Source organism: Streptomyces sp. NRRL S-378 (assembly GCF_000720645.1).
Classification (GTDB): Bacteria; Actinomycetota; Actinomycetes; order Streptomycetales; family Streptomycetaceae; genus Streptomyces.
The window spans coordinates 24,246-47,540 of the sequence record NZ_JOBX01000045.1; the positions used below are offsets into that span (position 1 = coordinate 24,246).

At 70.9% G+C, this 23,295-nt stretch carries 18 protein-coding genes; 5 read left to right on the plus strand and 13 right to left on the minus strand.

Going from position 1 to position 23,295, the window contains the following annotated elements; genetic code table 11:
* Positions 1-3: 3 nt before the first annotated feature.
* Positions 4-951 (minus strand): heme o synthase, encoded by a 948-nt coding sequence (locus IH80_RS0127045; protein WP_078906764.1) that lies wholly within the window; start codon positions 949-951, stop codon positions 4-6.
* 325 nt (positions 952-1,276) lie between these two features.
* On the opposite strand from IH80_RS0127045, the gene tkt reads away from it, so the two are divergent.
* From tkt to pgl, 5 genes are all read left to right on the plus strand, one after another.
* Entirely contained in the window at positions 1,277-3,364 is a 2,088-nt protein-coding gene (gene tkt, locus IH80_RS0127050) for a transketolase (RefSeq protein WP_030963970.1), read from the plus strand.
* 34 nt (positions 3,365-3,398) lie between these two features.
* Positions 3,399-4,517, plus strand: coding sequence for a transaldolase (gene tal / locus IH80_RS0127055; protein WP_030963971.1), 1,119 nt, complete (start codon positions 3,399-3,401; stop codon positions 4,515-4,517).
* A 5-nt stretch (positions 4,518-4,522) separates the two neighbouring features.
* Positions 4,523-6,049, plus strand: a complete 1,527-nt coding sequence (gene zwf / locus IH80_RS0127060; RefSeq protein ID WP_030766695.1) for a glucose-6-phosphate dehydrogenase — start codon at positions 4,523-4,525, stop codon at positions 6,047-6,049.
* Positions 6,046-7,083 carry a glucose-6-phosphate dehydrogenase assembly protein OpcA gene (gene opcA, locus IH80_RS0127065; RefSeq protein ID WP_030963973.1) on the plus strand — a complete coding sequence of 346 codons (1,038 nt, stop codon included), beginning with the start codon at positions 6,046-6,048 and terminating at the stop codon, positions 7,081-7,083. Before zwf ends, opcA begins: the two co-directional genes overlap by 4 nt.
* A gap of 152 nt (positions 7,084-7,235) precedes the next feature.
* Positions 7,236-8,018, plus strand: coding sequence for a 6-phosphogluconolactonase (gene pgl / locus IH80_RS0127070; RefSeq protein ID WP_030963974.1), 783 nt, complete (start codon positions 7,236-7,238; stop codon positions 8,016-8,018).
* 70 nt (positions 8,019-8,088) lie between these two features.
* Here pgl and pgi read toward each other — a convergent pair whose 3' ends face one another.
* The 12 genes from pgi to IH80_RS0127130 all read right to left on the minus strand — a co-directional run bounded on the left by pgi (position 8,089) and on the right by IH80_RS0127130 (position 23,293).
* A complete protein-coding gene (gene pgi, locus IH80_RS0127075; RefSeq protein ID WP_030963975.1) occupies positions 8,089-9,744 on the minus strand; it encodes a glucose-6-phosphate isomerase in 1,656 nt (551 codons plus the stop codon).
* Positions 9,745-9,895: 151 nt separating this feature from the next.
* A complete protein-coding gene (locus IH80_RS0127080; RefSeq protein ID WP_010352468.1) occupies positions 9,896-10,231 on the minus strand; it encodes an RNA polymerase-binding protein RbpA in 336 nt (111 codons plus the stop codon).
* A 181-nt stretch (positions 10,232-10,412) separates the two neighbouring features.
* Positions 10,413-10,643, minus strand: coding sequence for a preprotein translocase subunit SecG (gene secG / locus IH80_RS0127085; protein WP_030831296.1), 231 nt, complete (start codon positions 10,641-10,643; stop codon positions 10,413-10,415).
* A 128-nt stretch (positions 10,644-10,771) separates the two neighbouring features.
* Positions 10,772-11,548, minus strand: coding sequence for a triose-phosphate isomerase (tpiA, locus tag IH80_RS0127090; protein ID WP_030963976.1), 777 nt, complete (start codon positions 11,546-11,548; stop codon positions 10,772-10,774).
* Positions 11,549-11,553: 5 nt separating this feature from the next.
* Positions 11,554-12,765, minus strand: a complete 1,212-nt coding sequence (locus tag IH80_RS0127095; protein ID WP_030963977.1) for a phosphoglycerate kinase — start codon at positions 12,763-12,765, stop codon at positions 11,554-11,556.
* Between the two features lie 126 nt (positions 12,766-12,891).
* Complete coding sequence (gap, locus tag IH80_RS0127100; protein WP_030963978.1) at positions 12,892-13,896, minus strand: type I glyceraldehyde-3-phosphate dehydrogenase; 1,005 nt, start codon at positions 13,894-13,896, stop codon at positions 12,892-12,894.
* Between the two features lie 233 nt (positions 13,897-14,129).
* Complete coding sequence (locus tag IH80_RS0127105) at positions 14,130-17,090, minus strand: M14 family metallopeptidase (RefSeq protein ID WP_030963980.1); 2,961 nt, start codon at positions 17,088-17,090, stop codon at positions 14,130-14,132.
* Between the two features lie 148 nt (positions 17,091-17,238).
* Positions 17,239-18,234, minus strand: coding sequence for a DNA-binding protein WhiA (whiA, locus tag IH80_RS0127110; RefSeq protein ID WP_030009075.1), 996 nt, complete (start codon positions 18,232-18,234; stop codon positions 17,239-17,241).
* Entirely contained in the window at positions 18,225-19,280 is a 1,056-nt protein-coding gene (locus IH80_RS0127115; protein ID WP_030963981.1) for a gluconeogenesis factor YvcK family protein, read from the minus strand. The genes whiA and IH80_RS0127115 overlap by 10 nt, the downstream gene beginning before the upstream one ends.
* On the minus strand, positions 19,277-20,224 hold the full coding sequence (gene rapZ, locus IH80_RS0127120) for an RNase adapter RapZ (protein ID WP_051809984.1): 948 nt from the start codon (positions 20,222-20,224) through the stop codon (positions 19,277-19,279). The genes IH80_RS0127115 and rapZ overlap by 4 nt, the downstream gene beginning before the upstream one ends.
* Positions 20,221-22,230: an excinuclease ABC subunit UvrC gene (gene uvrC / locus IH80_RS0127125; RefSeq protein WP_030963983.1), complete on the minus strand. Its 2,010-nt coding sequence runs from the start codon at positions 22,228-22,230 to the stop codon at positions 20,221-20,223. Before uvrC ends, rapZ begins: the two co-directional genes overlap by 4 nt.
* Before the next feature lie 268 nt (positions 22,231-22,498).
* Positions 22,499-23,293: a hypothetical protein gene (locus IH80_RS0127130; RefSeq protein ID WP_037881227.1), complete on the minus strand. Its 795-nt coding sequence runs from the start codon at positions 23,291-23,293 to the stop codon at positions 22,499-22,501.
* Positions 23,294-23,295: the final 2 nt, after the last annotated feature.

Sequence of the window (23,295 nt, forward strand, 5' to 3'; positions counted from 1 at the left end):
TAATCAACGGAGGAAGGGATCCACGGCCACCGCCACGAACAGCAGCGACACGTAGGTGATCGACCAGTGGAACAGGCGCATCTCCTTGAGCTTCGCGCCCGTCACACCCGCCTTGGCCCGCGCGTGCAGCGCGTGCGCCTCCCACAGCCACCAGCCGCCGGCCAGCAGCGCGACCGAGGTGTAGAACCAGCCGGTGTACCCCAGCGGGGTCAGCAGCAGCGAGACGCCGACCATGACCCAGCTGTAGAGGACGATCTGGCGCGCCACGACCTTGTTGCCCGCGACGACGGGGAGCATCGGCACCCCGACGCGCGCGTAGTCGTCGGCCACCTTCATCGACAGCGGCCAGTAGTGCGGCGGCGTCCAGAAGAAGATGACGAGGAACAGGATGACGGCGGCCCAGGAGACCTCGTTGCGGACCGCGGACCAGCCGATGAGGACCGGCAGGCAGCCGGCGATGCCGCCCCAGACGATGTTCTGGGTCGTGCGCCGCTTCAACAGCATCGTGTAGACGACGACGTAGAAGAGGAGCGCGCCGAGCGAGAGCGCGGCCGACAGCCAGTTGACGAGCAGGCCGAAGAACAGTGTGGAGACCACGCCGAGCGTGATGCCGAAGACCAGGCACTCCCGCGGGCTGACCATGCCGGTCACCAGCGGGCGCTGCGAGGTCCGGTCCATCAGCGCGTCGATGTCGCGGTCGATGTACATGTTCAGCGCGTTGGCGCCGCCCGCGGACAGGTAACCGCCGACACAGGTCACCAGGACCAGCCACATCGACGGCACGCCCTGCTCCGCGAGGAACATGACCGGCACTGTGGTGATCAGCAGAAGTTCGATGATCCGCGGCTTGGTCAATGCCACGAAAGCCATGACGCGGGTCCCGAACGGCCGGTGACCGGGGTTCGTCCCGAGCACCCCCGCTGGACGGGATTCGACGGCCGTCACGCACACCCCTGAGAGAGAATCCAGCAAGCTCCGACTCCGGCCGTTCACGGTGTGGAGGCCGGGTTGGGGCTTGCGCGTACCACGCCACTGTAGACGTTGCGCTTACGTCGCCCCGCGCCGGGGTCGCCTCGTGTTGAGCCGATCGGACCGTGCATACATACGGGGGACGACACCCGCCGCGTCCCCGTGGCCGGGTGAACGCAAGTCGGCGGCGCGGTGACGGACCGCCTGCACTCGAATAGCTGCACGCCGTTGCGGGGGTAGGCTCGGAACCGCCGGTGCACCGTTCGTCACCGGGATACGAACATGTGGAGAGGAGCCCTGACCCACGGTGAGCACCAAGCCGACCACCACAGAGCTCGAGTGGACCGAACTGGACCAGCGGGCCGTCGACACCGCCCGCATCCTGGCCGCTGACGCGGTCCAGAAGGTCGGAAACGGCCACCCCGGGACGGCGATGAGCCTCGCCCCCGCCGCGTACACCCTCTTCCAGAAGGTCATGCGGCACGACCCGGCGGACCCCGAGTGGGTGGGTCGCGACCGTTTCGTACTCTCCGCGGGGCACTCGTCCCTGACCCTCTACACCCAGCTGTACCTGGGCGGGTTCGGGCTCGAACTGGACGACCTGAAGTCCTTCCGCACCTGGGGCTCCAAGACCCCCGGCCACCCGGAGTACGGCCACACCGCCGGCGTCGAGACCACCACCGGCCCGCTGGGCCAGGGCGTGGCCAACGCGGTGGGCATGGCCATGGCCGCCCGCTACGAGCGCGGCCTCTTCGACCCGCAGGCCGCCCCCGGCACCTCCCCGTTCGACCACATGGTCTACGCGATCGCGGGCGACGGCTGCCTCCAGGAGGGCATCTCCCACGAGGCGTCCGCCCTGGCCGGCCACCAGAAGCTGGGCAACCTCGTCCTGCTGTGGGACGACAACCACATCTCCATCGAGGGTGACACGGAGACGGCCGTCTCCGAGGACACCATGAAGCGCTACGAGGCGTACGGCTGGCACGTCCAGCGCGTCGAGCAGCAGGAGAACGGCGACCTCGACCCGAAGGCGCTGTTCGCCGCGCTCCAGGCCGCGAAGGCCGTCACGGACCGCCCGTCCTTCATCGCGGCCCGCTCGATCATCGCCTGGCCCGCCCCGCACGCACAGAACACCGAGGCCGCCCACGGCTCGGCACTCGGCGGCGACGAGGTCGCGGCCACCAAGCGCGTGCTCGGCTTCGACCCGGAGCAGACCTTCGAGGTCGCCGACGAGGTCATCGCCCACACCCGCAAGGCGCTGGACCGGGGCCGCGAGGCCAAGGCCGCGTGGGAGAAGGACTTCTCCGCCTGGCGCACCGCCAACCCGGAGCGCGCCGCCGAGTTCGACCGCATCAACGCCAACGAGCTGCCCGCGGGCTGGGAGGACCAGCTCCCCGTGTTCGAGGCCGGCAAGGGCGTCGCCACCCGCGCCGCCTCCGGCAAGGTCCTGCAGGCCCTCGGCGCGGTCATCCCGGAGCTGTGGGGCGGCTCGGCCGACCTGGCCGGCTCCAACAACACCACCATCGACAAGGACTCCTCGTTCCTGCCGGTGGGCAACCCGCTGCCGGAGGCCGACCCGTACGGCCGCACCATCCACTTCGGCATCCGCGAGCACGCCATGGCCGCGACCATGAACGGCATCGCACTGCACGGCCACACACGTATCTACGGCGGCACCTTCCTGGTGTTCTCCGATTACATGCGCAACGCCGTGCGCCTGTCCGCCCTGATGCACCTGCCGGTGACCTACGTGTGGACGCACGACTCCATCGGCCTCGGCGAGGACGGTCCGACCCACCAGCCGGTCGAGCACCTCGCCTCGCTGCGCGCCATCCCGGGCCTGACCGTCGTCCGGCCGGCCGACGCGAACGAGACCGCGATCGCCTGGCGCGAGATCCTCAAGCGTCACACCAAGGTCTTCGGCAAGGGCACCCCGCACGGTCTGGCCCTCACCCGCCAGGGCGTACCGACCTACGAGGCCAACGAGAACACCGTCAAGGGCGGCTACGTGCTGTTCGAGGCCGAGGGCGGCGACGCCCAGGTCGTCCTCATCGGCACCGGTTCCGAGGTCCACGTGGCCGTCGAGGCGCGCGAGCAGCTGCAGGCCGCCGGCATCCCGACCCGTGTGGTCTCGATGCCGTCCGTCGAGTGGTTCGAGGAGCAGGACCAGGCGTACAAGGACAGCGTCCTGCCGCCCTCCGTCAAGGCCCGGGTCGCGGTCGAGGCGGGCATCGGCCTGACCTGGCACCGCTACGTCGGCGACGCGGGCCGGATCGTGTCGCTGGAGCACTTCGGTGCCTCGGCCGACGCGAAGGTGCTGTTCCGCGAGTTCGGGTTCACGCCGGAGGCCGTCGCCGCCGCCGCCCGCGACTCCCTCGCCGCTGCCGCGCGCTGATGCCCGTACTACACCAGTAGGAGATGCAATTCCCATGACAGACGCACTCAAGCGCCTCTCCGACGAAGGCGTGGCGATCTGGCTGGACGACCTGTCCCGCAAGCGCATCACGTCCGGCAACCTGGCCGAGCTCATCGACCAGTCGCACGTGGTCGGTGTCACCACCAACCCGGCGATCTTCCAGAAGGCGATCAGCAGCGGCGAGGGCTACGAGCAGCAGCTCACCGACCTCGCGGCCCGCAAGGTCACCGTGGACGAGGCCCTCCGCATGATCACGACGGCGGACGTCAGGGACGCCGCCGACATCCTGCGCCCGGTCTACGACCGCACCGACGGCCAGGACGGCCGCGTGTCCATCGAGGTCGACCCCCGTCTGGCCCACCAGACGACGGCGACGATCGCCGAGGCCAAGCAGCTCGCCTGGCTGGTGGACCGGCCGAACACGCTCATCAAGATCCCGGCTACGAAGGCCGGCCTGCCGGCGATCACCGAGGTCATCGGCAAGGGCATCAGCGTCAACGTCACGCTGATCTTCTCGCTGGAGCGCTACCGCGAGGTCATGGACGCGTACCTGGCGGGTCTGGAGAAGGCCAAGGCCGCCGGCCTGGACCTCTCCCTGATCCACTCCGTCGCCTCCTTCTTCGTGTCCCGCGTGGACACCGAGATCGACAAGCGCCTGGACGCCGTCGGCACCGACGAGGCGAAGGCCCTCAAGGGCAAGGCGGCGCTCGCCAACGCCCGCCTGGCCTACGAGGCCTACGAGGAGGTCTTCTCCTCGGACCGCTGGACCGCCCTGGAGCGCTCCGGAGCCAACAAGCAGCGTGCGCTGTGGGCCTCGACGGGCGTCAAGGACCCGGCGTACAAGGACACCCTGTACGTGGACGACCTGGTCGCCCCGAACACGGTGAACACCATGCCGGAGGCCACCCTGGAGGCCACCGCCGACCACGGTTCGATCACGGGTGACACCGTGCGCGGCACCTACGAGCAGGCCCGCGCCGAGCTCGATGCGGTCGCGAAGCTGGGCATCTCGTACGACGATGTCGTTCAGCTGCTGGAAGACGAGGGCGTCGAGAAGTTCGAGGCGTCCTGGAACGACCTGCTGAAGTCGACCGAGGCGGAGCTCCAGCGCCTCGCCCCCACGGAGGCCTGAACACCTTGTCTGTAAACGGAGCGAACCCGCTTCGTGACGCACAGGACCGGCGGCTCCCGCGCATCGCGGGGCCGTCCGGCCTGGTCATTTTCGGCGTTACGGGTGACCTGTCGCGCAAGAAGCTGATGCCTGCCGTCTACGACCTGGCCAACCGCGGCCTGCTGCCGCCGGGCTTCTCCCTGATCGGCTTCGCCCGCCGGGAGTGGGAGCACGAGGACTTCGCCCAGGAGGTGTACGAGGCGGTCAAGGAGCACTCGCGCACCCCCTTCCGTGAAGAGGTCTGGCAGCAGCTCGTCCAGGGCTGCCGCTTCGTCCAGGGCGACTTCGACGACGACGCCGCCTTCGAGACGCTCAAGGCGACGATCGACGAGCTCGACAAGGCGCAGGGCACGGGGGGCAACTTCGCCTTCTACCTGTCCGTCCCGCCGAAGTTCTTCCCCAAGGTGGTCCAGCAGCTCAAGGACCACGGTCTGGCGCAGAAGGAGGGCTCCTGGCGGCGCGCCGTCATCGAGAAGCCCTTCGGCCACGACCTGAAGAGCGCCGAGGAGCTCAACAAGGTCGTCCACGAGGTCTTCCCGCGTGACGAGGTCTTCCGCATCGACCACTACCTCGGCAAGGAGACCGTCCAGAACATCCTGGCGCTCCGTTTCGCCAACACGATGTTCGAGCCGATCTGGAACCGGTCCTACGTCGACCACGTGCAGATCACCATGGCCGAGGACATCGGCATCGGCGGCCGGGCGGGCTACTACGACGGCATCGGCGCGGCCCGTGACGTCATCCAGAACCACCTGCTCCAGCTGCTCGCGCTGACCGCGATGGAGGAGCCCGGCTCCTTCCACCCCAAGGCGCTGGTGGCGGAGAAGCTCAAGGTGCTGACGGCGGTGCAGCTGCCGGAGGACCTGGGCAAGCACACCGTGCGCGGCCAGTACGCGGCGGCGTGGCAGGGCGGCGAGAAGGTCGTCGGGTACCTCGAAGAGGACGGCATCGACCCCAAGTCGAAGACCGACACCTACGCGGCCATCCGCCTGGAGATCAACAACCGCCGCTGGGCGGGCGTCCCCTTCTACCTGCGGACGGGCAAGCGCCTGGGCCGCCGGGTGACGGAGATCGCGGTGGTCTTCAAGCGGGCCCCCTACCTGCCCTTCGAGTCGGGCGCGACCGAGGAGCTCGGGCAGAACGCCCTGGTCATCCGGGTCCAGCCGGACGAGGGCGTGACCGTCCGCTTCGGGTCCAAGGTTCCGGGCACCTCCATGGAGGTCCGGGACGTCACGATGGACTTCGCCTACGGCGAGTCCTTCACGGAGTCGAGCCCCGAGGCGTACGAGCGGCTCATCCTCGACGTGCTCCTCGGCGACGCGAACCTCTTCCCGCGCCACCAGGAGGTCGAACTGTCCTGGAACATCCTCGACCCGATCGAGGAGTACTGGGACAAGCACGGCAAGCCCGCGCAGTACCCGGCGGGCACCTGGGGGCCGGTCGAGGCGGACGAGATGCTCGCACGAGACGGACGGAGCTGGCGCCGGCCATGAAGATCGACCTCACGGAGACCAACTCCAGCAAGATCAACGCCGCGATGGTGCAGGCGCGCCGTGACATCGGCACGCCGGCCGTCGGCATGGTCCTCACGCTGGTGATCGTGACCGACGAGGAGAACGCGTACGACGCGCTCAAGTCGGCGAACGACGCGTCCCACGAACACCCCTCGCGGATCGTCGTCGTCATCAAGCGGGCCAGCCGCTCGCCCCGCAGCCGCCGTGACGCCCGGCTCGACGCGGAAATCCGCGTCGGGGCGGACGCGGGCAGCGGCGAGACGGTCGTGCTGCGCCTTCACGGCGAACTGGTCGACCACGCCCAGTCGGTGGTTCTCCCGCTGCTCCTTCCGGATGCGCCTGTGGTCGTCTGGTGGCCGGACGGTGCTCCCACGGACCTTGCGGGCGATCCGCTGGGTGCGCTCGGGCAGCGCCGCATCACGGACACGTACTCCTGCGAGGACCCGGTCGGGACGCTCGGCTCCCGGGCCGGGGCGTACGCCCCCGGGGACACGGACCTGTCGTGGACCCGGATCACCCCGTGGCGCTCCATGCTGGCGGCGGCACTGGACCAGCAGACCCTGACGGTCGTCTCGGCGACCGTGGAGGGCGAGGGCGACAACCCGAGCTGTGAACTGCTGGCCATGTGGCTGGCGGACCGGCTCCAGGTCCCCGTCCGCCGCACGCTGTCGGCGGGGCCGGGCCTGACGGCCGTACGCCTGGCGACCAAGGACGGCGACATCGTCCTGAACCGGGCGGACGGCGGGCTGGCCACGCTGTGCATGCCGGGACAGCCCGACCGGAACGTGGCGCTCAAGCGCCGCGACACGGCCGAGCTCCTGGCGGAGGAGCTGCGTCGGCTGGACCCGGACAACACCTACGAGGCTTCGCTGAAGTACGGGGTGTCCCAACTGGCGGCCGCTTCGCCGGCTCCGGAGCCGGAGGCTCCCGCCAAGGCCGAGGCTGCCACCGCGGCCAAGGCCGAGCCCTCGAAGCCGGCCGCCAAGCCGGCGAAGAAGGCCCCGGCCAAGTAACGGGATGCCGCCGCGCGGAGCCCTCCCCGTCCCGCTCTTCCGCCGTTTCCCGGGGCTCGGCCCCGGTTTCGGGAAGGGGCGGGGCAGGGGAACGGCTCCGCGCAGCGGCGTCCACCTCACCCCAGAACCCACGAAGGCGGCAGCACATGGGTATGACGACTCCTCAGGTCGTCGTCCACCGGGACAAGGAACTGATGGCCCAGGCCACCGCGGCCCGGCTCATCACGAAGATCGTGGACGCCCAGACGGCCCGCGGCAGCGCGTCCGTGGTCCTCACGGGCGGGCGCAACGGCAACGGCCTCCTCGCCGCACTGGCCACCGCCCCGGCCCGTGACGCGGTCGACTGGCAACGGCTCGACCTGTGGTGGGGCGACGAGCGGTACGTGCCCGCCGACGACCCCGAGCGCAATCACACGCAGGCCCGGCAGGCCCTCCTGGACTCCGTCCCGGTCGACCCCGCCCGCGTGCACGCCATGCCGGCCTCGGACGGCCCGTACGGCGCCGACGTGGACGCGGCGGCCGCCGCCTACGCGGCCGAGCTGGCACAGGCGGCCGGGCCGGAGGACCACGGTCCGGTGCCCACCTTCGACGTGCTCATGCTGGGCGTCGGCCCGGACACGCACGTGGCCTCGCTCTTCCCCGAGCACCCGGCGGCCCGGGAGACCGACCGCACGGTGGTCGGCGTGCACGGCGCACCGAAGCCCCCGCCCACCCGGATCTCGCTGACCCTCCCGGCCATCCGGGCGGCCCGCGAGGTCTGGCTGCTGGCGGCCGGCGAGGACAAGGCCGGAGCGGTCTCCATCGCCCTCGGCGGGGCCGGCGGGGTGCAGGCGCCGGCCGCGGAGGCGTACGGGCGCTCACGCACCCTCTGGCTGCTGGACCGCGCGGCGGCGGCCAAGCTGCCGTCCGGGATGTACCCCCCGGCCTCCTCCTGACACTCCGCCCGACGCCGGCCGATACGAAGGGCCCGCCCTCCCACGGGAGAGCGGGCCCTTCGCGCGTACGTCAGCTGCGGCCGCGCAGCTTGCGGTAGGTGTCGACCAGGGCCTTCGTCGAGGCGTCCAGTCCGGGCACGTCCGCGCCCTCGGTCAGGGCGGGCTCGACGCGCTTGGCGAGCACCTTGCCGAGCTCGACGCCCCACTGGTCGAAGGAGTCGATGTTCCACACGGCGCCCTGGACGAACACCTTGTGCTCGTACAGCGCGATCAGCTGGCCCAGCACGCCGGGACTGAGCTCCGTGGCCAGGATGGTGGTCGTCGGGTGGTTGCCGTGGAAGGTCTTGTGCGGGACGAGCGACTCCGGCGCCCCCTCCGCGCGGACCTCGTCGGCGGTCTTGCCGAAGGCCAGGGCCTGGGTCTGCGCGAAGAAGTTGGCCATCAGCAGGTCGTGCTGGGCGGCCGGGGCCGCTTCCAGCTCGGCCACCGGGTTCGCGAAGCCGATGAAGTCCGCGGGGATCACCTTCGTCCCCTGGTGGATCAGCTGGTAGTAGGCGTGCTGGCCGTTGGTGCCGGGCGTGCCCCACACCACCGGCCCGGTCTGCCACTCCACCGGATTGCCGTCGCGGTCCACGGACTTGCCGTTGGACTCCATGTCCAGCTGCTGCAAGTACGCGGTGAAACGCGAGAGGTAGTGGCTGTACGGGAGCACCGCGTGCGACTGCGCGTCGAAGAAGGCGCCGTACCAGATGCCCAACAGGCCCATCAGGAGCGGGGCGTTCTCCTCGGGGGGCGCCGTGCGGAAGTGCTGGTCCATCAGGTGGAAGCCGGCCAGCAGGTCACGGAAGGCGCCCGGACCGATCGCGATCATCAGGGAGAGCCCGATGGCGGAGTCGAAGGAGTACCGCCCGCCGACCCAGTCCCAGAACCCGAACATGTTGGCCGGATCGATGCCGAACTCGGTGACCTTCTCGGCGTTGGTCGACAGCGCGACGAAGTGCCGTGCCACGGCGGCCTGGTCGCCGCCCAGTCCCGCGAGCAGCCAGCCGCGCGCCGACGTGGCGTTGGTGATGGTCTCGATGGTGGTGAAGGTCTTGGAGGCGATGATGAACAGCGTCTCGGAGGGGTCCAGGTCGCGCACGGCCTCGTGCAGGTCCGCACCGTCGACGTTGGACACGAAGCGCACGGTCAGGTCGCGGTCGGCGAAGGCGCGCAGGGCCTCGTAGGCCATCGCGGGACCCAGGTCGGAGCCGCCGATGCCGATGTTGACGACGTTCTTGATGCGCTTGCCGGTGAAGCCGGTCCACTTCCCCGACCGGATCTGCTCGGAGAAGGCCGCCATCTTGTCCAGGACCGCGTGCACGCCGGGGACGACGTCCTCGCCGTCCACCTCGACGACGGTGTCCGCCGGTGCCCGCAGCGCGGTGTGCAGGACCGCCCGGTCCTCGGTCGTGTTGATCTTCTCGCCGCGGAACATGGCCTCGCGCAGCTCGGCCACGCCCGTGGCCTCGGCCAGTTCGCGCAGCAGCTCCAGCGTCTCGTCGGTGACGAGGTGCTTGGAGTAGTCGATGTGCAGGTCCCCGACCTGCAGGGTGTAGCCGGCGCCGCGGCCGGGGTTCTCCTCGAACAGCTGCCGCAGGTGCGTGTGCCCGAACTCCTCCCGGTGCTTGCCGAGTGCCAGCCACTGCGGCGTCCGGTTGAGCTTCGTCCTGCTCTCTGCGTTCATCTCGGACATCAACCCGTTTCTTCCGTCCTGTCGTGCCCCGCCGTTCACCAACTTAAGGGATCACAAGCGGCGCAACGCACACAAAGAGGCCCGGCCCCGCAGGAGAGGTTCCTGCGGGGCCGGGCCTCACGTCCCCGTCGCCCGGGCGGTGTCAGATCTCGCCGCGCAGCTTGGCGAGGGCCTCGGCGAGGATCGCCTCGCCGTCGGCGTCCGAGCGCCGTTCACGCACGTACGCCAGGTGCGTCTTGTACGGCTCGGTGCGCGGCGGTGCGGGCGGGTTGTCCCGGTCCTGGCCGGCCGGGAACCCGCAGCGCGGACAGTCCCAGGTGTCCGGCACCTGCGCGTCGCTGGCGAAGCTCGGCTGCGTCTCGTGCCCGTTCGAGCACCAGAAGGAGATGCGCAGGCGGGGCGCGGACTCGCCACGCTCTGCCTCACCCATCGGCCCCGCTCCGACCCGGCTACCACGGATCGCGTTGCCACTTGCCACGGTCGTAACTCCCTGCGTGAAGGTGCCGCGGAGTGTGAGTGGAAATTCCGCCGCGGAGCGCCCAAGTCTACGTAAGGCCCAACGCACGTCCAGTGAGCGGAGTTACTGATTCCACGTCGTGAACGCCAGCCTCATGATAGGCCGGGCGGTGCCGACCGGACTGCCGGAATGGCGAGAACGGTCAGCTGCCCGACTTCATCACCAGGCCGAGCGCGACGATGCACGCGAACCAGAGCAGACCCACCACGACGGTGATGCGGTCCAGGTTCCGCTCCGCGACGGAGGAACCGCCGACCGACGACTGCATGCCGCCGCCGAACATGTCGGAGAGGCCGCCGCCCTTGCCCTTGTGCATCAGCACGAGCAGCATCAGCAGGGCGCTGAAGACGATCAGGGCGATCGAGAACCCCATAATCACGGCTGATTCCTACTTTCTGGCTTTTCAGGCTTTCCGGCTTGCGGGATGTGCGCGGGGGCCAGTGGCTGGTGGTTCAGCCCCTGGCCCCCGCAAGGGTACGACGGATCGGCCCTACCGCATACTCACTGGTCGCGGAAGCGGACGATCTTGACGAACTCGTCCGCGTCGAGCGCCGCGCCGCCGATCAGGGCGCCGTCGACGTCGGGCTGGGCCATGATCGCCGCGATGTTCCCGGACTTCACGGAGCCGCCGTACTGGATGCGGACCTTGTCGGCCAGCTCCTGCGAGTACAGCTCGGCCAGGCGGCCGCGGATCGCCCCGCAGACCTCCTGGGCGTCCTCGGGGGTGGCGACCTCGCCGGTCCCGATGGCCCAGACGGGCTCGTAGGCGATCACGATGGACTCGACCTGCTCGGCCGGGACGTCCTTGAGCCCGCCGTCGAGCTGGGCGAGCGTGTACGGGACCTGCTGGCCGGCCTTGCGGATGTCCAGACCCTCGCCGACGCACAGGATCGGGGTGATCCCGTGCTTGAAGGCGGCCTTGACCTTGGCGTTGCAGATCTCGTCGGTCTCGCCGTGGTACTGGCGGCGCTCGCTGTGGCCGACGGCCACGTACGTGCACTTCAGCTTCGACAGCATCGGCCCGGAGATCTCGCCGGTGTAGGCGCCGGAGTCGTGCGCGGAGATGTCCTGGGCGCCGTACTTGATCTTCAGCTTGTCGCCGTCGACCAGGGTCTGGACGGAGCGCAGGTCGACGAAGGGCGGCAGGACCGCGACCTCGACGGCGTCGTAGTCCTTGTCGGCGAGCGCGAAGGCGAGCTTCTGGACGTGGGCGATGGCCTCGAGGTGGTTGAGGTTCATCTTCCAGTTGCCCGCCATGAGCGGGGTGCGGGTGGTCATGCGGGTCAGCCCTCCAGGGCGGCGAGGCCGGGGAGCGTCTTGCCCTCGAGGTACTCGAGGGAGGCGCCACCACCGGTGGAAATGTGGCCGAAAGCGTTCTCGTCGAAGCCCAGCGTGCGCACGGCCGCAGCCGAGTCGCCACCGCCGACGACGGTGAAGGCGCTGGAGTCGACGAGGGCCTGCGCGATCGCGCGGGTGCCGCCGGCGTAGTCGGGGTGCTCGAAGACGCCCACGGGACCGTTCCAGAAGACGGTCGCCGCGTCGGCGATCTTCGAGGCGTACAGCTCGCGGGTCTTCGGACCGATGTCCAGACCCTCCTTGTCGGCGGGGATCTTGTCCGCGTCGACGGTCCCGAAGACGGCCGGGGCCTTGGTCTTCAGGTCCGGGAAGTCGGTCGAGGCCAGGACGTCGACGGGGAGGACCAGCTCGACGCCGGTCTCCTCGGCACGCCGCATGTACTCCTTGACCTTGTCGACCTGGTCCTTCTGGAGCAGGGAGATGCCGACCTCGTATCCCTTGGCGTAGAGGAAGGTGTAGGCCATGCCGCCGCCGATCAGCAGACGGTCGGCCTTGCCGAGGAGCTCGTCGATGACGGCGAGCTTGTCGGAGACCTTGGCGCCGCCCAGGACCACGACGTAGGGGCGCTTGACCTCGTCCGTCAGCTTCTTCAGGACGCCGACCTCGGTGGCGATGAGCTGGCCGACCGCGTGCGGGAGCCGCGCGGGCAGGTCGAAGACCGAGGCGTGCTTGCGGTGGACGGCGCCGAAGCCGTCGCCGACGTAGACGTCGGCGAGCTCCGCCAGCTGGTCCGCGAAGGCGCCGCGCTCGGCGTCGTCCTTCGAGGTCTCGCCGGCGTTGAAGCGGAGGTTCTCGATCACGGCGACCTGGCCGTCGGTGAGGGCCGCGACGGTCTCCTTGGCGGAGGAGCCGACGGTGTCGGTGGCGAACGCGACGTCCGCACCCAGCAGTTCACCGAGGCGCGCGGCCGCCGGCGCGAGCGAGAAGGCCGGCTCCGGAGCGCCCTTGGGGCGGCCGAGGTGCGAGGCCACGACGACGCGGGCGCCGGCTTCCGCGAGCTTCGCGATCGTGGGCTGGACGGCGCGGATGCGGCCGTCGTCGGTGATGGTGCCCTCGGCGAGCGGAACGTTCAGGTCCGCGCGGACGAAGACCCGCTTGCCCTTGACGCCTTCGGCGAGCAGTTCGTCGATCGTCTTCATGTGTTTCTGACTCCTTTGGGCGCCCGTGTCGGGGGCGAAGAACGACTGGCAAGCTACAGGGTCCGAGCTGCGCATCGTCGCGCGGCCCGGACCCTGTGCTTCACATCGTGGTGTCAGCCCTGGAACTCAGAGCTGGCCGCCGACGAAGACCGTCAGGTCCACGAGGCGGTTGGAGTAGCCCCACTCGTTGTCGTACCAGCCGACGACCTTGACCTGCTTGCCCAGGACCATGGTCAGGGAGGAGTCGAAGGTGCAGGAAGCCGGCCAGTTCACGATGTCGGAGGAGACGATCGCGTCCTCGGTGTAGTCGAGGATGCCCTTCAGCTGGCCCTCGGAGGCCTTCTGGAAGGCGGCGTTGATCTCGTCCTTGGTGACCTCGCGGTCGAGCTCCAGCACGAGGTCCGTCACCGAGCCGGTGGGGACCGGGACGCGCATCGCGATGCCGTCCAGCTTGCCCTTGAGCTGCGGCAGGACCAGCGCGGTGGCCTTGGCGGCACCGGTGGAGGTCGGGATGATGTTCTCGGCGGCGGCGCGGGCGCGGCGCAGGTCCGAGTGCGGGAAGTCCAGGATGCGCTGGTCGTTCGTGTACGCGTGGACCGTCGTCATCATGCCCTTGACGATGCCGAAGTTCTCGTCGAGGACCTTGGCCATCGGCGCCACGCAGTTCGTGGTGCAGGACGCGTTGGAGATGACGTGGTGGTTGGCCGCGTCGTACTTGTCCTGGTTGACGCCCATCACGATCGTGATGTCCTCGTCCTTGGCCGGGGCCGAGATGAGGACCTTCTTCGCGCCGGCCGCGAGGTGCTTGGCGGCGTCGGCCTTCTTCGTGAAGATGCCGGTCGACTCGATGACGATGTCGGCGCCCAGTTCGCCCCAGGGGAGGTTCGCGGGGTCGCGCTCGGCGAAGGTCTTGAAGGTGTTGCCGCCGACGGTGATGGTGTCGTCGGTGTGGGACACCTCGGCCTTGAGGCGGCCGAGGATGGTGTCGTACTTGAGAAGGTGCACCAGGGTGGCGTTGTCAGTCAGGTCGTTGACACCGACGATCTCGATGTCCGCTCCCTGCTCCAGGAGGGCCCGGAAATAGTTGCGGCCAATGCGGCCAAAACCGTTGATGCCTACGCGGATCGTCACGAACCGATCTCCTCGTTGGTGCGCCGGTGAGAGCGCCGGCGAGCTGAAATGGGATGTCCCCGACCGCTTACGACCCTACCTCTCCGTGAGCTTTTGGGTGACATCGGTCGAGGCCTGACACTCCCCCCACTTCGCGGGGGCCGTCCTTGCAGAGGCCCGCTCCGGACGCACCGGCGCGGGCCCCGGGGACCTGGGTCCCGGTCACTGTGGGTGAGCAACGAGCGTGGCGCTGATCAGCGGTTGAGCGAGCGGAGCGCCTTACCGACGAGTAGGGCGCGGTCCGCCGCCGCGGGCAGGTGTTCCAGGCCGAAGCCCAGAAGTACGGTGTCACGCGTGGTCACCGAGGCATAGGAGCGGAAGAGCTCTTCTGTCCGGGACCAGTCGCCCGGGACGTCGGGACTTCCGGCGGGCGCGCCCTGGGCGGTCCAGGCGCCGAGGGAGGTCTCGAACCCCTCGACCGCCTGCTCCCCGCCGGCGGTCGACAGGCGCACCTCGTCCGCGAAGACGCCGCGTCCGCCCGAGCCGGGGTCGGTGATGGAGGAGAGGGAGAGCTCGACGGACCTGCCCGCGTAGGCACTCAGGTCGAAGGAGACCTGCTTCCAGCCGCCGGAGGACCCGGTGAAGGTGTTCCACTGGCCGCTGGTGCCGTGCGGGCTGCAGCCGGCGGCGTCCAGGGTGAGGTAGCGGCGCAGGAACGGGTGGCCGTTGATGAAGAACCCGGCCGCGCACTCCTCCGGAACGGCCGGGCTGCTCAGACCGCCCGCCTCCGGCAGCATGGTCCAGTCGTCGCCGCCGGCCGTGCGGGCCTCCAGCGCGGCGTGGTCGTAGCCCTCCTCGGTGTTCCAGTTGAGGGCGAGCTTCAGCTTCGGCCGGTCGGCGGCGGTCACGCCGGTGAGGTCGATGGTGCGGACGAGCCGCTTCCAGTCGCTGTCGGCGTGGAGGGCCGAGGCCATCCCGGTGCCGGCGTAGGGGGCGTACGGGTTCGTGACGCCGGTGTACCGGCCCGCCTGCGCGCTCTTGAACTGCGGGAACTGCGCGGGCGCCAGGGTCTCGGAGGTCACGGTGTAGGAGCCGGGGGCGTTGAGCGGGTTGCCCGCGGCGTCACCGAGGCCGCCCTGCGCCCCCTGCAGCGCGCCGGTGCCGGCGAAGCCGGTGGCCCCGGGGGCGCTGCTGCGGCCGTAGGCGCCGAGCCAGTACTGGCTGAAGTCGTTGGTCACGGCGCGGCCGACCTGGGCGTTGCCGCCCGCCAGCTCTCCGGCCTCGATCAGCCTGCCGCCCTCGTTCAGGAAGTCGCGGACCGCCAACTGCGTTTCCCCGCCGGGCGACTTGCCTCCCGTGTAGTGGACGGCCGTGCCGAAGTGGGAGAGGACTCCGAGGTGGTGCGGGACGCCCCGGACGGCGACGTCCCAGACCGCGGCGGACCGGCCGTTGGCGCGCAGCGCGTCGACGTACGTCTGTGCGTGCTGGGCGGCGGCCCCCTCCTCGGCGATCACCAGGACGTCCGCGCGCGGCCGCTCGGCCACCGTGTACGTGAAGTGCTCGCTGGAGACCTGCCGGCCGGAGCGGTCGCGGCCGGTGAACCAGACCTCGACCTCGTCGCCCGGTTTCGCGCCCTCGACCTCGGCCCGGTACTCGTCGAACCAGTTGTTGTCCTCGCCGCCGTAGACGTCGCCGCCCTTCCAGGCCTCGAGGTCCTCGTCGTGCGTGCGGCCGCCGTTGATGCGGTAGTTGAGCTCCTTGTCCTTCAGCGCCTTGCGGGCCGTGACGGCGACCTCCTGGTCCTGTCCGCGGGCCGCGTAGGAGGTGGTGAAGGGGTCGAGGGTGAAGTCGGCCGCGGTCAGGCCGACCGGGGACGCCGGGCGGTCCGGGCGGGCGGCGCTCTCGCCGACCGCGAGGGCGAAGGGGACGTTCTTGGCGAACTCCGCCTGGATGAGCTTCTCGTCGTCCGGGAAGTTGAAGCCGGAGGCGCAGTCCTCGGGCTTCCACCGGTCGTCCGGGTCGCTCGCCGCGGCGGTCTGGCAGGTGGTCATCTCCGGCGTGAACATCATGATGCCGTTGACGTTGGCGCCGTGACCGTCGGCCTCGCCGTTGGTGGTGTACAGCTCGGAGGACACCTGGGGGTAGTAGCCGGGCACGGCCGGGTTCTCGGGGGTGCCGGCGAGGGCCTTGTAGGCCACGTCGTCGGGCGTGGGGGTGGCCACCTGCCAGCCCACGCCGTAGAGGATCAGCTCGGCGGCTGAGTGGTAGTTGATGGCGTACTCGAAGCCGATGCGCTTCTCGAAGGCGTCGAGGGCGACGGTCTCGGGCTCGGAGGAGGCCCGGGGGCCGCGGTAGGTCTCACTGGCCTGGTTCGGCGAGGAGCCCTCGTTGTCGTAGCCCCACTTGTAGGCGAAGTTGCGGTTGAGGTCGACGCCGTCGCCGGCGGTGATCCTCCCGTCGCCGTTGTTGTCGCGCAGGTTCTTGCGCCACAGCCGCTGGCCGTCGGCGGCGTGCGTGTGGTCGTAGCCGTCGGGGTTGGCGCTGAGCAGGAACCACAGCTCGCTGGAGTCCACCAGGCCGGTGATCCGCCGGTCCTTGCCGTAGTTGTCGAGCGTGTGGTGCATCAGCCGCCGGGTCATCTCGGGGGTGATCCACTCGCGGGCGTGCTGGTTGGACATGTACAGCACGGAGGGCTTGGCGCCGTCCCTGGTCTTCTTGGCGTCCTTGCTGACCTTGAGGGCGAGGATGTCCTTGCCCTGGACGGTCTTGCCGATGGAGACGACCTTGGTGAGCGCCGGGTGCTCCCGGGCCGTGCGCAGGATCTCCTCCTGGAGGCCGCCCTTGCCGCTGTACGGGCGGAACACGCCGTCGCCGGCCGCCTCGGCGCGGGCCAGGCCCTGGGCCGTGACCTTGCGCTCGGCGAGTTCGACGCCCTGGGCTGCGAGGTCGCCGGCCTGGGCTGCGGTGAGGAAGAGCTCGACCCGGGCGGTCCCGGTCTCCGGGGCGCGCTCGGTGAGCTCGTGGGCGTCCTGGCCGGCCGCGAGGACGAGCGGCACCTGTTCCCGGGTGATGTCGGCGTCGTAGACCCGTACCTCATCGGCGCCGGATGCGGCGGCGGTGCCGGGCTGGGCCTGGGCCGCCGCGGGCAGTGCGGCGAGCGTGGTTCCGAAGACGAGTGCGCTTGCGGCGAGGATGACTCTCGCGCGGTGACTCATGTGCCCCCCTGGGCGTCGTCTGCCACGAAAGGTTCGGACGCCAGACTCAAGACCGGCCCATGCTCATGTCAATGGGGCATGCCGCAAAGGGGCCCGCACGAGTGATCGCGCGGGCCCCTTCTGACGTAGCCGAGGAGCGGGCTCCGGCCTATCCGGCCATGTTGTCGGCCATCTCCTCGCTGAGGTCGAGGTTCGACTCGGTGCCCGGGATGCCGAGGTCCTGGGCCCGCTTGTCGGCCATCGCGAGCAGGCGCCGGATCCGGCCGGCGACGGCGTCCTTGGTCAGCGGCGGATCGGCGAGCGCGCCCAGCTCCTCCAGGGAAGCCTGCTTGTGCTCCATGCGCAGCCGGCCGGCCGCGGCGAGGTGCTCGGGAACCTCCTCGCCGAGGATCTCCAGCGCGCGCTGCACTCGGGCTCCGGCGGCCACGGCGGCCCGCGCCGAGCGGCGCAGGTTGGCGTCGTCGAAGTTGGCGAGGCGGTTGGCGGTGGCGCGTACCTCGCGCCGCATCCGCCGCTCCTCCCAGGCCAGCACCGACTCGTGCGCGCCGAGCCGGGTCAGCAGGGCGCCGATGGCGTCGCCGTCGCGGACCACGACCCGGTCCACGCCGCGCACCTCGCGCGCCTTCGCGGCGATCGAGAGCCTGCGGGCGGCGCCCACCAGGGCCAGGGCGGCCTCCGGGCCGGGGCAGGTGACCTCCAGGGAGGAGGACCGGCCCGGCTCCGTGAGCGAGCCGTGGGCCAGGAAGGCGCCGCGCCACGCCGCCTCCGCGTCACAGGTGGCCCCGGAGACCACCTGCGGGGGAAGGCCCCGGATGGGGCGTCCGCGGCCGTCCACGAGGCCCGTCTGGCGCGCCAGCTGGTCACCGCCGGCCACGACGCGGACCACGTAGCGGCTGCCGCGGCGCAGTCCGCCGGGCGCCATCACGACGAGGTCCGAGGAGTGGCCGAAGATCTCCAGGATGTCCTTGCGCAGACGTCTGGCGGCGATCCCGGTGTCCAGCTCCGCCTCGATGACGATGCGGCCGCTCACCAGGTGCAGCCCGCCCGCGAACCGAAGGATCGCCGAGACCTCCGCCTTCCTGCAGCAGGTCCGGGTGACGGGCAGGCGGGAGATCTCGTCCTTCACCGCAGGCGTCATCGCCATGGGCCGATCCTTCCATGCATCCGAAAAATACGGTCGTACGCGGCGGCCAGCAGCTCCGGGTCGTGCTTCGGTGAGCCGTCCTGCCTGGCCACGGGGGCCAGTTCGACCGCGGCACCGAACCGTTTGGCGGCATCGGCGAGGGACTCGCGGTCGGGCACGGCGGCCTCGTCGGCCAGCACCACGTCCAGGGCGAGTTTAGGGGCGTGTCGGGCCAAAACCTCCAAATGACGCTGCGGAGAGAAGCCCTCTGTTTCGCCGGGCTGCGGCGCGAGGTTCAGCGAGAGGACCCGCCGGGCCTTCGTCTCCATCAGCGCGTCCAGCAGTTCCGGCACCAGCAGGTGCGGGATCACGGACGAGAACCACGATCCGGGGCCCAGTACCACCCAGTCGGCGTCCAGGACGGCCGCGACGGCCTCCGGCACGGCCGGCGGGGCGCTCGGCACGACCTGCACGGACAGCACCTCGCCGGGGGTCAGCGCCACCGTGGCCTGCCCGCGGACGGTGTCGACGTCCTCGGGGCGGGCCGGGTCGTGACCCCTGACCAGGGCCTGGAGCTCCAGGGGCACCGCGGACATGGGCAGCACCCGGCCGTGGGCGCCCAGCAGTCGGCCCACCAGGTCGAGGGCCTGGACGGGGTCGCCGAGCTGTTCCCAGAGGGCGACGATCAGCAGGTTGCCGACGGCGTGCCCGTGCAGGTCGCCCTCGGACTGGAAGCGGTGCTGGATGACCCGTGCCCAGGTCTGGCCCCAGTCGTCGTCACCGCACAGCGCTGCCAGCGCCTTGCGCAGGTCGCCGGGCGGCAGCACGTCGAGCTCCTCCCGGAGCCGTCCGCTGGAGCCGCCGTCGTCGGCGACGGTGACCACGGCGGTGAGGTCACCGGTGATCCGGCGCAGGGCGGCGAGGGAGGCCGACAGGCCCTGGCCGCCGCCGAGCGCGACCACCTTGGGCGTGGCGCCCCTCCGGCGGCCGGAGCGGCCCGCGCCTTCCTCTCCCCGTCCCGGGGTGAGGCGGCGCAGGCGGCTCAGCCGCGGGGTCCGTGCGGTCACTCGCGCCCCATGTCCCGGTGTACGACGACGGTCTCGACTCCCTCGGAGGCGAGGCGGGCGGCGAGCTTCTCGGACATGGCCACGCTGCGGTGCTTGCCGCCCGTGCACCCGACCGCGATGGTCACGTACCGCTTGCCCTCGCGGCGGTAGCCGGTGGCGATGAGCTGGAGCAGCTCGGTGTAACGGTCGAGGAACTCCTTGGCGCCGGGCTGGCTGAAGACGTACCCCGACACCTCCTCGTTGAGCCCGGTGAAGGGGCGCAGCTCCGGGACCCAGTGCGGGTTCGGGATGAAGCGGCAGTCGACGACGAGGTCGGCGTCGACGGGGAGGCCGTACTTGAAGCCGAAGGACATGACGGTGGCCCGCAGCTCGGGCTCCTCGTCCCCGGCGAACTGGGCGTCCATCTTGGCGCGCAGCTCGTGCACGTTGAGGCTGGAGGTGTCGATCACCAGGTCGGCGTCGCCGCGCAGCTCGCGCAGGAGGTCGCGCTCGGCGGCGATGCCGTCGGTGATGCGCCCGTCACCCTGGAGGGGGTGCGGGCGGCGGACCGACTCGAAGCGACGGACCAGCGCGTCGTCGGAGGACTCCAGGAAGACGATGCGGCGGGTGACGCCCTTGCTGTCGAGGTCGGCGAGGGACTCGCGCAGCGCGTCGAAGAACTGGCGGCCGCGGACGTCGACGACGACCGCGATGCGGGCCACGTTGCCCTGGGAGCGGGCACCGAGCTCCACCATGGTGGGGATCAGCGCCGGCGGGAGGTTGTCGACGACGAACCAGCCGAGGTCCTCCAGACACTTGGCCGCCGTGCTGCGGCCGGCCCCGGACATGCCGGAGATGATCACCAGCTCGGGGATGGCCGCCTCGGCGGTCTCGCCGGGCTCCACTGTCGTGCCCGTACTCACCTGTGCTCCGTCTCGGTCGTGCGTGGTCTCGTGCTCGGTCATTGCTCGGTCCCCCGTTCGGACGATGCTCCCGCCGGCGCGGGATCCTCATCCTCAATGATCTCTCCTGTGGCCGTGTTGACGGCAGGACCGGCGGGGACCGCCCGGGCGAGGGCGGCGGCGACGGTCTCGGCCGTCTTCCGTCCTATGCCCGGGACCTCGCAGATCTGGTCGATTGTCGCCTGTCTCAGCTTCTTCACCGAACCGAAGTGCTTCACCAGGGCCTGTTTGCGGCTCTCGCCGAGGCCCGGCACCTCGTCCAGCGGACCCGACTTCAGGCGTTTTCCGCGCTTGCTGCGCTGGTACTGGATGGCGAAGCGGTGGGCTTCGTCACGTACCCGCTGGAGCAGGTAGAGGCCCTCACTGGTGCGGGGCAGGACGACGGGGTCGTCCTCGCCGGGCAGCCAGACCTCCTCCAGCCGCTTGGCCAGGCCGCAGACGGCGACGTCGTCGATGCCGAGCTCGTCCAGGGCCCGCCTGGCGGCGGCCACCTGCGGCTGCCCGCCGTCGACGACGACGAGCTGGGGCGGGTAGGCGAAGCGCTTGGGCTTCCCGTCGTCCTCGGGCGGCCCGTCCTCGCCGTCCTGGGGGTCCCACTCCCCCGTCTTCGACTTCTCCAGGAGGTAGCGGCGGAAGCGCCGGGAGACCACCTCGTGCATGGACCGGACGTCGTCCTGCCCCTCGAAGGACTTGATCTGGAAGCGCCGGTACTCGCTCTTGCGGGCCAGGCCGTCCTCGAAGACGACCATGGACGCGACGACGTCGTCCCCCTGGAGGTGGGAGATGTCGAAGCACTCGATGCGCAGCGGTGCGCCGTCCAGCTCCAGGGCCTCGGCGATCTCCTCCAGGGCCCGGGAGCGGGTGGTGAGGTCACCGGCGCGCTTGGTCTTGTGCAGGGCGAGGGACTGCTGCGCGTTGCGGTGGACGGTCTCCATGAGGGCCTTCTTGTCGCCGCGCTGCGGTATCCGCAGGCTGACCTGGGACCCCCGGCGCCCGGCGAGCCACTGGGCCAGCGCGGGCGTGTCCTCGGGGAGTGCGGGGACCAGGACCTCCTTGGGGACGGCCTCGCCCTGCTCCTCGCCGTAGAGCTGCTGGAGGGCGTGCTCGACGAGCCCGGCCGTGTCGACGGCCTCGACCTTGTCGGTGACCCAGCCGCGCTGGCCGCGGACGCGCCCGCCGCGCACGTGGAAGATCTGCACGGCGGCTTCGAGCTCGTCCTCGGCTACGGCGATCAGGTCGGCGTCGGTGGCGTCGGCGAGCACCACGGCGTTCTTCTCCATGGCGCGGCGCAGCGCCCCGATGTCGTCGCGCAGCCGCGCGGCCTTCTCGTACTCCATGTCCTCGGCCGCGATGTGCATCTCCTTCTCCAGCCGGGAGAGGTAGGCGCCGGTGCGGCCGGCCATGAAGTCGCAGAAGTCCTCGGCCAGTTCGCGGTGCTCCCCGGGGGTGACCCGGCCGACGCAGGGCGCGGAGCACTTGCCGATGTAGCCGAGGAGGCAGGGCCGGCCGATCTGGGCGGAGCGCTTGAACACTCCGGCGGAGCACGTCCGTACCGGGAACACCCGCAGCATCAGGTCGACGGTCTCGCGGATCGCCCAGGCGTGGGCGTACGGACCGAAGTAGCGCACGCCCTTCTTCTTGGGGCCCCGCATGACCTGGACCCGCGGGTACTCCTCGTTCAGCGTGACGGCGAGGGAGGGGTAGCTCTTGTCGTCCCGGTACTTGACGTTGAACCGGGGGTCGTACTCCTTGATCCAGGAGTACTCCAGCTGGAGCGCCTCGACCTCGGTGGAGACCACGGTCCACTCCACGGAAGCGGCCGTGGTCACCATGGTGGCGGTACGGGGGTGCAGGCCCGCGACGTCCTGGAAGTAGTTGGCCAGGCGCTGGCGCAGGCTCTTGGCCTTCCCGACGTAGATCACCCGGCGGTGCTCGTCGCGGAATCTGTAGACCCCGGGGGAATCGGGGATCTGCCCCGGCGGGGGGCGGTAGCTGGAAGGGTCGGCCATGCCAACCACCCTACTGGCGCGCACCGACAACGGACCGTAGCCCTCCGGGCCGGCCTGCAGATCCCGACGGTACGGCGCGCTGCGCGCGGATCCGCGCGCTCCGCCCGGCGAACCGGCGCCGCCAGGGGGTACCTCCCAGCGGTAGCCGGGGCACTGTGAGGTGTGGCGTCCGGGGCGGGGCCCCGGGAAACGGTGAAAGGGCGGGGCGGGGAGAGCTTGCCCGCAGGGCCCGGCCCCGAGGCCGGGGCGGGGCCCTGCGGGGGGCCGCTCAGGCCCGCGCGCCCACCCGGCGGGTGCGCCGGACGGCAGCCGCAGCCAGCGCCCCGAGCGCCAGTGCGCCGGCCCCCGCAGCCCACGGCACGTCCGCAGCCCCGGCGGCAGCAGGCGCGGCCGCCGCGGAGCCCTCGGCGAAGCCGCCCGCCGCGCCGCGCTCGGCGTAGGGGGACCCGGGGAGCTTGTCCCCGTAGGCCCCGGCGACCCGCACCCGGTAGGCGGCCAGCGTCGTGCCCCCGGCGCCCACGGCCCGCACGGCGTCGTCGTCCAGCGGCAGCACCCGGCCGCCCCCGGCCACGTACCAGGCGTCGATCTGCGGTTCCCGGAACACGGTCCCGCCGGGCAGTTTCGCCGCGCCCAGCCGTGCATAGCGGAATTCGTCGTCACCGGTGGCGATGTTCACGACCTGCCAGCCGGTCTCCGTACGGGCGGTCCACAGGGCGGCCCGCTGCCCGTCGGAGGAGACCGCCTGGCTGGCGAGGAACTCCAGGCGGGCGACGGAGGCGTCCGCCCGGCCCGCGACGAAGTCCGGCGAGAGGTGGTTGACCGGTATCGCCTCGCCCTCGATGCGGGGCTGCGCGGCGGTGAGCGAGACCCTGCCCTCCCGGGCGAAGAAGCGGGAGAGCGTGGCCAGGGTGCCGGGGGCGGCGGCCGCCTGCGCGGCGGCGGCCCTGTTCTCGGCGGTGGCCTCCTGCGGCTGCGGCACGGGGGCCGAGGCGGCCTGCGGGGCGAGCCCGAGGAGGGCGGTTGCGGCGAGGACGGCCGCGGCGGCCGAAGCGCGCAGGGTCATGG